Here is a 13,029-nt window from a genome sequence, read left to right as displayed (position 1 = left end):
GATTTGATCTGCCTCCGCCCTCGCCATTGTCCCCATTTCCAGTTCGCGCTAAGGACCACAAGCTCGCGATGGAAATCCTGCGTTCATAACCAAGGCAGCATCTACGGCGAGCCCGTACTGTAATGGCCGCGAGCATTCCGCCCGGAAACGCGGCTCTATCGGCGAGATCACGGATGATCGAGCGCCACGATCCGGACACGAGGCAGGACGTCATGCGTAACGCGCCCAAGCAGACGTTTGCGTGTCTCTACGCACGCCCGGCAAGCGTCGACGAGCTGAGGTTTCGAGCGTATGACGGTCTGGCTGGCGCTCTGGCGATTGCGGCCTGCGGCGGGCGTGCACAATGAGGATCGACTGCGAGGTTCACGCCTTCCGCCAGGAGAGCCGTTTGGTAGCACCCGTCATCGACGGCTCCGTGGAACGACTGGAAAGCGCGGCGCGCGGCTGCGCGATCACAGGGCTGGTTCTGGTCCAACCCGCTTTCCTGCGCGACGATCCGACAGAACTCTTCGTTCAGGCGAGCCAGACCCGAATGCCCGTGAGGATCATTCCGCCCATCCTGAAACCGCCGGCGCCTGAGGTCCTGGAGGCGTGGGGCCGATCGGGCGCGGCGGGCTTGGCGCTAACCCTGGACGATCCTGACGAACTGGCAGAATGCTTTGAGGCTGCCCTCCAACTGGGCTTCCACCTGGAGGTGTCCGGCGGGCTCGAAGGACGAGAGCACCTCGCAGAGCTGCTCCTGGCCGACGGCCATCGTCTGGTGTTACGGGACTTCGGGCTCGCGGACAGCACCCGCGATCCCGCTTGGGATCCGCGCCTGCAGCGGCTTTTGGCGCTCGCCGAAGGCGCCGAGGTATGGGTGAAGCTGTCGGGACTAGGACGCGTCCCGGATGCCTGGGCCAGGGCAGCAGCGGGGCGGCTGCTGGAGGGGCTCGGGCCGAAACAGCTGCTCTGGGGATCGGAGTGGCCAAACGTGACAGCCGCCCACGCCTACGCGCCATGCTATGCGCAGACGTTGGACTGGCTTGAGGAGCTCATTCCAGATGAGCACGCGAGAGGACGGATCCTGAACGAGACTCCAGCGGCCCTGTACGGTTTCCGCAACTAAGACCCGCATACGGACGCATTTTGCGCTGCGACCCGAGGTCCAGACCCGCGCGCTTCGCTATCAACCCATCGTAGTGTATCGCCGCCCACTCTAGCGGCGAGTGAAGCGGCCCCTTCAGAAGTCAGAACCTCTTCGGAAGCACCTGTGAAGGATCTTCTTTCTGGATTGCGTAGCGAACCTCTATCCCCGTTCCGTATGATCGATCGAGTGTTCGCACACTTCTCCACGCTGGCTTGCTGGAAGTCATCGACGCCGATCCGGGATCAGCCCCTGACAACTGGCCGCAACTGATCAAGGCGGTTCAGCATCAATCCTGGCCCGGAGGCCCTCGGCGACGATCTCAATTCTCGTGCCAAAAAGATCGCCTCGCAGCGCTCCCTCCTCCGGCCTCTATGGATGCTATCGTCCTGCGTAAAAGTCTACAGCCGCAGCAATCCGAGCGGCGAGCATCTGACACGCTGGTGCACGAGAGGAAGCCGCCCCAGCAAACTACGCGCGAGGACGCGCAGCGATTCTGTTGGCTCACTTTGATTCGGTCGCCTGCGCGCTGATCAATAGTCTACGGTCATGGCGAAGCGGACTTGCCTGTTATCCACCCGGTCCGAAACGTCTTGCCTTCGTGTCCCGGAAGGAGTGATCAACTCGTGGAAGATCGTCCTATTTTGTTGATGACGGGGTTCTTGCAGACCAATTGGCCACTCTGGCTGGCTGGCGGCGCAAGAATGCAGGCCGCTGCCTTGTTCAATCAAGGCAGACCTGAACCGGAAACAGGATGCTTAAGTACTCCGCGGCGTCAGCTTCACCATCACGTCCCGATCAGGCTACAACAGGACTCTCCCGATCGGGCAAGGAGTGCACGCCGCTTCAAGCTAAATCGACGAAACAGCCCTTAGACAAAAGCCTGCATCTCCAGCTTCGCAAGCGTGCGGCCGATGCAGACCCGCGGGCCGTTGCTGAATGGAAAAAGCGACCCAGCTTCGCCCCTCGAGTAACGATCGGGCTGGAATCGGTCCGGCTCCGAATATCATGAGGAATGCCGATTGATCAGGAAGGAAGAAGCATCACGCCCGAGCCCTTTACGAAACGATAATTTTCAATCGTAACATCATTGGTCACGTAGCAAATGTTGAACCAGAGTACGCTGTATAGCCTCCCAGATCACCTGGCGCAGTAACGTGGTCGGATCGAAGGCTGCAGGCACGGTCTCATCGCCGTAGACGCCTTTGTTGATCTGCTCGCGGAGGGTTTCCTGGACGTCCGGAGATGAGGCAAGCAGGGGCAGTTCAACGTGGTAGCGGTTGTTTCATAAGCGACGACCACCAGATCTATCGTGCGATCAGGCAGACGCTCGCGAGCCGTGGCGTTTGTCTCCCACTCCGGCTCGTCCTCCATCATCCGCCGCAAGAGGCCACCGTCCGCGTTTCGGGCCGCGGTGGTGGCTCATTCCGTTGCGACAACAACATCCTACGGACCAACAGTAGACCATCGCGCACTTTTGGCCACCAGCCCGCTCCGGCAACGCGCGCCTCTCCCACTTGCTAGAACTGATAGGAGAACCCGGTTCGCGATTGAAGTACTCTACCAGCTCTGTGCCTGCCACGACTTAACCCTAATAGCCTATGCGGGCCGCGACGAAGATGATCCTTGATGTCATTCCATCATGCGCAGCATAAGTCGCCCGTCGAGCCTCGTTCGCGTATCTCACCCCCACGGATTGTTCTCGTTGGCCGAGATCGTGCCGGCAATTGGGTTGCCCGCGAACGCCGGGGCGCCTTTGGTGGTTTTTTTATCAGCCGCGCCCAAGCGCTGAGATATGCTCTCTTCGAGAACGGCGGTCATCCAGAGCGCATCATCGAGGTAAAGCGTAAACTTGAACTCGATTTTCGGACCAATCCAACGCCACAATAGCAGGACGGTCCGCGGCCTCATGCGCTCGCTACGGGCGAACTCGTATAGTATTATCAGAAGAGACGTTCCAGGACGGCGCTGATGCTTTGCTCTCGAACCTCTTACGCGAGCACGATGTCGAGCTAAAGCGGTGTCGAGCTAACGCGCAGATCGGCTTCGCCGGCTCAAGTCCCGCTCCCGAGATCCCCCGTTTTTCTCTTTGTGTCACCTACCATTTCGGGCAATTGATCGAGATTGACAAAAGCACATCACTTGTCGAGGGATGAACGTCGATATATCGCCGAGGAGTCTGCACGTGCACTTGACCGGTCTGAGCGGCGGAAACATGTCACCCTCGGTCTCAGCCATGTTCCTGCGCACCTTGACACAACAATCTAGGGGCCAGTCAACTACCCAAACTCGCAATTGATTCACATGACCGATGGATGGCACTTCACCGCATGAAAGTCAGCCGATCAAGCGAGGAATTGGCATGCAAGATCAATCCCAATCTGTTCTCGCCAATCGTCCGATCATTCCCCTGATTCGCCAGTTGCAGACATGTTGCGGGCCGAGGTCTGCTCCAGCAGTCAACTATCGTTTCTTATGGACGCACATGACGGCCTCTCCGCCGCAATCGCCGAGCGCGCAGGCTTCAAAGGGCTTTGGGCATCTGGCCTGTCGATCGCCTGCTCGCTCGGTTACCGTGACGCGAACGAAGCGTCCTGGAGCCAACTCGCCGAGCGGATCGTGGACACGACCCGACTGCCTGTCCTCGTCGACGGTGATGGCGACTTGGGTAACTTCAACAACGCTCGTCTGCTGGCACGCAAACTCCATCAACCGGGCGCAGCCGGTGTCGCGCTGGAGGATAGCAGCTTCCCCAAGACGAACTCGTTTGTTGGCGTTCGCCATCCGCTCGCCGAAGTCGACGAATTCTCCGGCCGTCTGCGCGCGGTGAAGGATGCATTGGCCGAAGACTTCATTCTTGTGACCCGGATCGAGGCATTGATGGGCGGTAAAGGGATGGATTAGGCAATTATGCGCGCCCACGCTTACCCGGATGCCGGAGCCGACGCGATCCTCGTTCACTCGCGAAGGTGTGCCGCAAAGATCGTTGCGTTCGCGCGCGCTTGGCAGAACAAATTGCCCATCGCGATCGTTCCTACGAAATATTATCGAACATCATCTTCTGTGTATCGTAAAGCTCGCATCTCCACAGTGATCTGGGCCAATCACCCGGCGCGAGCGGCAATAGCGGCAATGCGGCAAGTCTGTCGTCGTATTATGACCGAGGAGAACACTGCGAGCATTGAGCCTATTATCGCGATGCGTCATGGGGTCTTCGAATTGCTAAGATATGACGAACTGGCACCAGCGGAAGCTCGATATTTTTCTGGGCAGCAATGCGGGGCTTTTCACTCAGACGGCGGCACCGATTTTGTAGGACAGCCGACATGAAACCGTTTTTGGCGCACGGACTCACGATCGGCTCGGCAGCTCTTCGGCCATCAAAGTTGACGGCATGCTTCGGTCGCAATTCCTCGGCCTTTCAGCGGCGATCGAACAACGACAAAGTTAAGTAGATGACCGCCGTCGGCTTCAGTATGAGCAGGTTGTCCCTTTGGGGGGCGACCAGGTTCGCCTCGCAGCACCAATCGTGACATGCCGGGCTAATGGAGAGCGCACATGCTGGCGGAGCGGACGGCCCTATTTAAACGCTTGGACACTGCTGCGGCGTGGACCGCGGCCAAAGCAGCTGCGGCGAGCGCCGAGCATATCATTGATCTGACCGCCGAAGAGATCCGGAGTGATCTAGCGCCGATGGTGCGCGAGGGCACGATCATCGCGATCAATCGCAGCATCAACCGCGACACCGAGACAGGCCCCACGACGAAGCTCCGGGAGGCGATCGCTCGCAGAATTTCCTCCGAGACTGGTCAACCTTGGTCGACGGACGAAGTCGCAGTTACGAGCGGCTCCAAGCATGCTCTGTTCAGCGCGGCGATGGTGCTTCTGAATCCGGGAGATGAGGTGCTCATCCCCGTTCCGCATTGGACTTCCTTCCCCGCGCAGGTCCTCTTGGCAGGCGGAGTGCCGATCTTCATCGAGACAAGGGACAACAATTACGTTCCAAAGCCTTCGGATCTAGCTGCGGCAGTTACGTCAAAGACAAAAGCGATCGTTGTCAACACCCCGAACAATCCGACAGGCACGATTTACGACTGCGAAACTCTTACCGAAATTGCGCGGCTTGCGGCCGAACGGGACCTCTGGATTGTGTTCGATGAATGCTATGGGGCCTTCGCCCATGCTCCACACACCCATCATCCAATCCTGTCGATTGCTCCTGCGGCGCGTCACCGCACTCTAATCGTCAATTCGTTCTCCAAATCCCTCGCCCTGACCGGCTGGCAGATCGGCTATCTCGCCGGCCCAGAATCCGTTATAGACGCCGCGCTGGCGCTACAACGCGATACGGCCTGCAATCCAGATGTCATTTGCCAGCATGCACTGTTCCATCATTTGGACTCCGGTGATGACGTATTCCAACAAAAACTTCAACGGCAAGTCAGCGAGGCGCGAACGCTTGGGCTCTCGATTCTTTCGACCCTGAAGTCGATCCCCCAACCCGCAGCTCAAGGCGGATTCCACTTTTATCTAGATCTCAAAGGATGGCGGCAAAGCACTAAGGGCCCGGGCCCCGAATTCACCGCCGATGACGTCGTTAACGTATTGCTGATGGACGCTGGTGTCGCGACGGTTTCGGGCACGATCTTTGGCGATTCAGACGGGGTCCGGCTCTCGTATGGGATTGATTTTGGCTCGCTCGACAAGGCCTTGCGGCGTTTGTCCGCAACTTTGAACTCGTGGAACTGAAGTCCTGCTGGGTTCGACGTGCTTAGCATTGCGGAAGGTTAGCACCAGGCTGAATTTCCTCGCCGCGCTATCGGGCTTGCAGCCGGCCTCGGCCCGCGCCCGCGGCCGTTGACGGATCTGCGGCCAAAAGCACAAGTCGGGGTTAACGGCGTGCCGATCCTGTGCGACGCCCTGCGGAATCTGGAGGTCACCGGTGTCGGTGAGGTGACGGGTTGTCGTGGGCTACCGCAAGGACGCCATCCAGTATGCCTGCGGCAGCCGCTTCGTCGGGGTCGAGATCAACTACGTCGAACCGACGGTTTTCGATCGCACCGGGAGCGCTTATTCCCTGTGGCTGGTGCCACGATCGTGGGATCGTGGAAACCGGACGAAAGTTAAAATGCCTTGCTATAGAATGCGTTCAGACCAACCGCTCCTGAGGCCGACGCGCGAGCGAGGCCCAGCAGGCATGTCATAGAGCACCAACGGTCGCATCGAATCAGTATTCTACCAGAACTAAGACGCTGACGCACAGTGGGGAGCGGACTGCTTCGGCGGGTGAAGTTACAGGCACCATTCGCTCAGATCCGCCCCCAGATCCCTCTCTTGCTAGTGGCAATCGTTCGGCTTTCAGAGCGCTGATCGGCTCTGGCGCTCGGGTGCCCCGTCGACGAGTTGGTATTGACTATCGCTTCTGCAGACAGAAACTCGAATGTCGCATGCACGTAGTCGCCTGATGCGCAGGATTTCACCCTTTCATTGGTCAAGACGCGCATTTTTTCGCACGCGTCCATGATATAGATGGTTTATCGGCGCGATTTTGGGGGAATGGGGTGCGATGCCCAAGAATATCGTGATCTTCTCCGACGGCACAGGCCAGGCCGGCGGCATCAAATTCGACGAAGCACGGACGAACGTCTACAAGCTCTATAGGGCGTGCCGCGTAGGCCCGGACACACAGGTCGCACCAGTCGAACAGGTTGCCTTTTACGATCCCGGACTTGGCTCAGCATCCGATGGTGGTCACTTCAAGATCGGCTGGATGCGTTGGCTGTACAATCTCGCCAGCATGGCAACGGGGCTCGGCATCACCCGGAACATTGTCGACTGCTATGCGGCAATTATCAGCCTGTACGAAGAAGGTGATCGCATCTATTTGATCGGGTTCAGTCGCGGCGCATATACAGTGCGCTCGGTTGCGGGCGTCATGTCATCGTGCGGTATCCCACGCAACCTACCCGACGGCTCCCCGTTACGACGCGATCCCAAGAGCATCCACAAGCTCGCGGAGCACGCGGTCAAGAACGTCTATCAATTTTGCCCGTCTTATAGCCGCAAGGATACGAAGGGCTACCGTCAATTCCTGCTTGAAACCCGCGACGCGATCGCTGCGAAGTTCAGGAAGGAACATGGGAGCTCGCAGACAGCAGGACGCACCGAGCAAGCGAACGTATTCCCATACTTCATCGGCGTGTTCGATACGGTGGCGGCTCTCGGGCACAAGTATCTTGGGCCAGCGCTGGTGGTCTTCGCCATCGCGCTCTTGTTCGGTCTGCATTGGGTCGGCAGCCTGCTCGAACCCGTTTTCCCTTGGGCGGGGCTCGCCGTCCGAATCCTGAGTTACCTCGGGCTCGCCGCGGCGGTAATCGCCTTTATCATCAATTATCTGAAGATTGCGCTGCCTCTGCCGGGTTATAGCTTCTGGAAGCGGATGCTGACGCTGCACTTGGCACCTCCCAAACACAAATTCTATGACACCACGCTCAACAGGAATGTCCGCTACGCCAAGCATGCGATTTCGATCGACGAGAAGCGGGCGGATTTCAAGAGAGTGCCTTGGTCGCCGACGGCAGGTAAGGCGGACGAACGCGACGCCCTGGGCAACCTTTACTTTGAGCAGGTATGGTTTCCCGGCGTCCATGCCGATATCGGCGGCGGCTACCTGGAAAACGAAGCTCGTCTGTCGGATGTTGCCCTGAACTGGATGGTTGCGGGCGCATCCCTGATTCCACATGGGCTCAAGCATGACGGCAGCGTATTACGGCTCTCGCCTGATCCCGCTGGTCGCCAGCACAACGAACAGGCGAATGGATTGCTAAGGGCCGGCGTGCGTTACCTCCCGGTGGACTCGAAAACAGGCCAATCCGCCTCACCGATGCACAAGTCCGTCTACGCTCGCTTTGCGGCCGGTCCGGTCCTGCTATACGACCGGATAGGAGACTATCGCCCGGACAATATGAGGGCCCACGTGGACTTCGGGCACTACTTCGATCAAAGCATGGCGCAGCCGCCCAAGTACGTCGCTGACGATCTCGAAACCAAATGGGAGAAGGCCAACCATGTTGGCCGCCTGTAGACTGCACCTTCATGCTCACCTGCCGTCACGGGCCTTCAAGTTCACGAATGTAGAGGACCGGCCAATTCGATCGACCATGAGCGGCAGTTGTCATAAGCATGTCTTCAGCGCCGTTCGGGTGGAGCGGCTCTATTTGGCCGCTTCGCGTTCCGATCAACAAGCGGGCCGATGCCTCGCTGCAGTAATTTCAACGCATTGACTCGTCCATGCCTCCAGGTGTTGGGCAGCGGCGTTGATGGGGCGCCGGCGACGTCAATAAGTTGCGGGTGATCCAGTCCTGCTTAGAGCCAGGCTTCACTTGCGGCACAGCCGTGGCAACACCCGCGAACGACACAGCTCCCTAGTGTGCAAAGAAGATTGCAATGCCCGACTCAAATTCGGAGGCACTGATCGGCTTGACCTTGACCGCGGCCGGTTCGATCTTCGGCCTCTATCGGTATTACATGAACAGCGCGCAGGCGAACTTGACCCGACAGCGCGAGCGCGCGTTGGCAGCATCCGAGCAAACCAAGGATTTCTTTGAAGACGCTGATGTACGTTTTGTCATGCGTCTGTTGGATTATGGGAACGCCCCATTTTGGAAGGAGGAAACGCTGAAGGGCCAGATCTTCGACGTGCGTGAGCTGCCCATAGCGCTGGCCGTCCACTGGAAACGGCAGCAATCCGAGCAAACTGAAACGAATGTATTCACGGACCGAACTCTTGCCGTCCGCTCCGCCTTCGACAACTTTCTGCTCTGGTTGGAACGGGTCGAGCATCTCATACGCCACGATGTCATTGGAGCCGTCGGTTTCGGCGAGCTCTTCTCGTATTGGCTGGTCCTGCTCGGCGAAATTCCGCGACCCTGCGACAGGATCAATCATCTCTCAAATGCGGATCGTGCCGCGCTTTGGGAGTACATCCGAGCATATGAATTCAATTCGGTCGTTCGCCTATTCGCCAGGTACGGTCGCGCCGGGCCGGTTGGACAGGATGGGTTCGTTCCTCGCAAGACAACTTCGAAAACGTCTGAACACGCGTGCCGTGTCGGCCTTCTTTCGCCGAAACCATCATCTCGAAGCGCTTCGAGCGAAGCGGCCAAAAGTGCGAAGCAGCGGTACAATGGGAGGGAGTGCGCGGGTAGGCGCCGTCCGGCGTTGACCGCGAGCCCCGCAGATCGACGTCGTGTGCGATTCTCCCGTGCTGTCAGGAAGACGCAATGCCGGAGTTCATTTTCGTCTGAGCATCCTCCGACGATCCCGGTGTAAGCCGCTGGTGTATCGCTTGATACCAAGCATCTCGGGAACGCTGTTCTTCAGCGACGAGAATTGAGACGACGTTGAGCGGCGCTTGCCCGTTGCCCGGCAGTGCGAATATTTCCGTGACCTCCACATGCGAATAGGAGCCGAGGAAACTAGGCTGCGAGCGCGCGATTTCATTGCAAGGCCGGGGGCGTCCATCTCCCGTGCTTTTTTACGTCGGTTTTGCGCACCACCGCGCCACTGAGCTTCGGCGTTGACACGATCAACACGGATCGCGCCAGGATTTTGTGCATAACTCAAACGTCACGGCCGGTCCTGCTCGCTCGTGCAGACGGATATCAATACTATTTAAGGTAGTTTCACTGTTGCATTTTCTTTTCTTTATTGGAGATGTCGTTGCCCGAGGTTGCAAATTCTGCTCGCATGGGCGTCTGGCGGCAGACTGAGCTGGTCCCGATTGTCTGAACAGAATCTCCGCGTCCATAAGTGGAGCGTCTGCCGGGGTTAGGCCGCCAGGCGGAGTGGCAGCGGGGTGAAGTAGGCTTGATCCGGCGTGCGGCCGTCAAGACTCGAATGGGGACGTCTGCTGTTCTAAAAGCCGAGATATCGGCCGATCGAGTTGCGCGCCTCGCTGACGCTGTCATAGGCCCGCAGATACACCTCCTCGTATTTGACGCTGCGCCATAGCCGTTCGACAAACACGTTGTCCCGCCAGGCTCCCTTGCCGTCCATGCTGATCGCAATGCCGTTGTCGGCGAGCACGCCGGTAAAAGCCTGTCCGCTGAACTGCGAGCCCTGATCAGTGTTGAAGACGTCCGGCTTGCCGTGACGAGCCAGGGCATTCTGAAGCGTCTCGACACAGAACGCCGCCTCCATGGTGATCGATATACGCCACGACAGCACGCGGCGGCTGAACCAGTCGAGCACAACCGCCAAATAGACGAAGCCGCGCGCCATCGGGAGTGGAGTAAGAAGCGCGAGCGCGCTTCTCCTCCCCGAACCGTACGTGCACCTTTCAGCGCATACGGCTCTCTGTTCAAGCTTGGCCCATGGCCATAGCAACATCATGATAGTGCGAGGTGACAGTGCTGCGGGTTTCTTTTCGGAAGATGTAGGGATTTTCCTCCGGATTGCGCCACCGGAACTGCGCCTTCGGGCTTGAAACAAGCCGGTAAGTGCTTTTCCGTGCGGCGCGCCGCGTTCATGCCGACCAAACACGAGCCAGGTTTTCGCCTTGCCCGGTTCCGGGGGTCGGTACCATTTCCGCATCAAAGGTTTGATGCGAGATCGGTATTTGTGCCCCAGCCAATGCGCCATTTTCCAGAATACGACATGGTCGATGCGCCGGAATACGTACGCGGTGAAGTCGGTGAACTTGTAGAACGCTGCCCATCCCGCCAGTTGACGGTTCAGGCCAGCGATCATGTCGACCGTGCTGACACTATGATTGCCGGAAAGGGCTTCAGTGAGCCTGCGAACAAACCCCTTCGCCTTTTCCTTGGGTATCGTTGTGACGACGGACATGCGCCCGTGCGACCCTCGCTTGCGAATGATCCTATGCCCCAGAAAGACGAAGCCGTCATTGACGTGGGTGATATGGGTTTTCTCCATATTCAGCGTCAATTTCAGCTTGCCTTCCAGAAAGGCGCGGCATTCTTCGCGGATTTCCTCTGCTTGAGCTTTGGTCCCTTTTACGATGACGACAAAGTCGTCAGCGTATCGGCAATATGCAACCGCCGGCTTCCATTGCCGGTTCTCTCGAACCGTAATAGGGCGGCCCAGCTTGATGCCGAAGTTCCATGCCCAGCGGTCCTTGCGAGCCTTGTCGCTCAGGTATTTTGCCTCCAGCCACGCATCAAACTCATGGAGCATGATGTTGGACAAGAGCGGTGACAGCACGCCACCTTGCGGAACACCCTCGCTGGAGGCTGTAAACAGGTCACGGTCAATGTGACCTGCCTTCAGGAACCGCCAGAGAAGATCAACAAACCGCCCATCCTGCACTCGTCGCCGCACACATTTGATAAGCAGCCGGTGATGGACCGTGTCGAAGTAGCTTGCCAGATCACCTTCGATGATCCAGCGGCCCCTCGTCATGTCGGCTCCATCCTGGAGCTGTATCTTCACGGTGCGGACGGCATGGTGCACGCTCCGTTCAGGCCGGAAGCCATAGGATAGGCGATGGAAGTCGCTTTCCCAGATTGGCTCCATGGCCATGAGCATGGCTCGTTGGACGATGCGATCCGTCAGAGTCGGAATACCCAGTGGGCGTAGCTTGCCATTGGTTTTCGGGATATAGATTCGCTTCACCGGCTGGGGGCGATAACTCTCGTCCAGCAGGCTTTTCCGCAGGTCATCCAGATGCTGATCCAATCTGACCTGCAATCGTTGCTTATCTATTCCGTCAATGCCCGGTGTTCGTGCGCCACTTGACGCCAGAACAATCCGAGCGGCCTCGGCAAGCCATTCCCGGTTGGCAATCAGCCGAAGGAAGCGATCGAACCTTCGGTTCGGATCGCTCTCGGCCCATGTCGCGATCTTGTGCTGCATTTCACTGATTATCAAAGGTCTTCACCTCATTCGGTCAGGTAGTTTGCACTCCAAGCAGTTCGAACTGTTCCCCTTCGCCATGTGGCAGGCTTTCCCTACCGCGGACTACTACGGAAACTCCGCCAGCATGGTGGACATCAGGGTCAACTCCCTTGCGACGCTAAGCATCGTGGGCATTCCATCATGCCTTCCCTCGTTCATATGCTGGACGTCGTTGTATTGGTGAGGCTGCCGGTCGCAGTCTTTTCCCTTGCTTTCCGCAAGTCGATGCCGATGCCATGGTCTGGCTGCGTTCTCCCCATGACCCCTCGCGAGCGTCCTTACATCTGGGCTCGCGTTCGGATGCCGGCCGTCATATCTGTCCGGCGACATCATCAGCATTCCACCTATTAAGCCGTGTAGGCGGAGGCGACATTTCAGCCCTCAGATGCGGGTGAACCGGTTCGTGTTTCTCAACCTTCCAATACTTCAGCCTCGGGGACCATCTCGGCTTAACGGCTTCGCCTCAATCCCCTTTACCTGCGGGCTACGTCACCCTGCCAGTTGACGACAGGTCACCGCCGCTTGGGCTCATGTCCCCTCACAGCAGGGAACAAGTCACTTTTTTTCAGTCCTCCTTTCTCTTTTGCATTCCAGTCATACGCTTCCCCAACTGTGGGGCGAGGCGCACTATAGGTAATATCCGCGACCCACAGCTGGTCCGGGCCGCTCGGCGCCATGTTGCGTGCCAGGTTCGCCACCACCCGCCAACCATGGCGCGAGTCCGTCGTGACGGGAGCAAACGATTGCTTCCGCAGGCACAGCAGATTGTCCTCGCGCATCAGACGGAGCACGCGCTTGTGGTTCACGTTCCATCCTTCACGGCGCATTTGCGCGGCGATCCGGCGATAGCCGTAGTGCTTGTTCATCAGCGCCAGACGCTGGATCGCATCTCGAACCCCAGCCTCTTCCGCCCGCGGTGCCGAGGCTCGCCAATGACGGTAGTAACCGGCTCGGCTGACGCCAGCGAGGGCACACATCCGCTCGAT

The 13,029-nt window shown here is 58.4% G+C and carries 6 protein-coding genes and 5 pseudogenes; 5 read left to right on the top strand and 6 right to left on the bottom strand.

Going from position 1 to position 13,029, the window contains the following annotated elements; all coding sequences use genetic code 11:
• Positions 1-343 precede the first annotated feature (343 nt).
• Positions 344-1,108, top strand: coding sequence for an amidohydrolase family protein (locus tag ACVWYP_RS14415; protein ID WP_304498935.1), 765 nt, complete (start codon positions 344-346; stop codon positions 1,106-1,108).
• 889 nt (positions 1,109-1,997) lie between these two features.
• Here ACVWYP_RS14415 and ACVWYP_RS14410 read toward each other — a convergent pair.
• Both ACVWYP_RS14410 and ACVWYP_RS14405 read right to left on the bottom strand, forming a co-directional pair.
• A pseudogene (locus tag ACVWYP_RS14410) lies at positions 1,998-2,120 on the bottom strand (cytochrome P450); the annotation flags it as partial.
• Between the two features lie 689 nt (positions 2,121-2,809).
• Positions 2,810-2,947: a hypothetical protein gene (locus ACVWYP_RS14405; protein ID WP_369525563.1), complete on the bottom strand. Its 138-nt coding sequence runs from the start codon at positions 2,945-2,947 to the stop codon at positions 2,810-2,812.
• Positions 2,948-3,556: 609 nt separating this feature from the next.
• On the opposite strand from ACVWYP_RS14405, the pseudogene ACVWYP_RS14400 reads away from it, so the two are divergent.
• From ACVWYP_RS14400 to ACVWYP_RS14385, 4 genes and pseudogenes are all read left to right on the top strand, one after another.
• Positions 3,557-4,456, top strand: a pseudogene (locus ACVWYP_RS14400) (isocitrate lyase/phosphoenolpyruvate mutase family protein).
• Between the two features lie 228 nt (positions 4,457-4,684).
• On the top strand, positions 4,685-5,875 hold the full coding sequence (locus ACVWYP_RS14395) for a pyridoxal phosphate-dependent aminotransferase (RefSeq protein ID WP_304498933.1): 1,191 nt from the start codon (positions 4,685-4,687) through the stop codon (positions 5,873-5,875).
• Between the two features lie 69 nt (positions 5,876-5,944).
• Positions 5,945-6,212, top strand: a pseudogene (locus tag ACVWYP_RS14390) (phosphocholine cytidylyltransferase family protein); the annotation flags it as partial.
• Between the two features lie 480 nt (positions 6,213-6,692).
• Positions 6,693-8,210: a DUF2235 domain-containing protein gene (locus ACVWYP_RS14385; RefSeq protein WP_304498932.1), complete on the top strand. Its 1,518-nt coding sequence runs from the start codon at positions 6,693-6,695 to the stop codon at positions 8,208-8,210.
• A gap of 371 nt (positions 8,211-8,581) precedes the next feature.
• Here the strand turns inward: ACVWYP_RS14385 and ACVWYP_RS14380 are convergent, their stop codons facing one another.
• The 4 genes and pseudogenes from ACVWYP_RS14380 to ACVWYP_RS14365 all read right to left on the bottom strand — a co-directional run bounded on the left by ACVWYP_RS14380 (position 8,582) and on the right by ACVWYP_RS14365 (position 13,020).
• Entirely contained in the window at positions 8,582-9,073 is a 492-nt protein-coding gene (locus tag ACVWYP_RS14380; RefSeq protein ID WP_375764181.1) for a hypothetical protein, read from the bottom strand.
• An 882-nt stretch (positions 9,074-9,955) separates the two neighbouring features.
• Positions 9,956-10,423 (bottom strand): annotated as a pseudogene (locus tag ACVWYP_RS14375) (transposase); the annotation flags it as partial.
• Between the two features lie 345 nt (positions 10,424-10,768).
• A pseudogene (ltrA, locus tag ACVWYP_RS14370) lies at positions 10,769-12,001 on the bottom strand (group II intron reverse transcriptase/maturase); the annotation flags it as partial.
• Between the two features lie 554 nt (positions 12,002-12,555).
• Positions 12,556-13,020 (bottom strand): IS3 family transposase, encoded by a 465-nt coding sequence (locus ACVWYP_RS14365; protein ID WP_429041575.1) that lies wholly within the window; start codon positions 13,018-13,020, stop codon positions 12,556-12,558.
• Positions 13,021-13,029: the final 9 nt, after the last annotated feature.

This window comes from Bradyrhizobium sp. USDA 3262 (genome assembly GCF_054060035.1).
The sequence above is the reverse complement of the archived record's forward strand: the minus strand, read 5'-3'. Positions and strand labels throughout refer to the sequence as shown.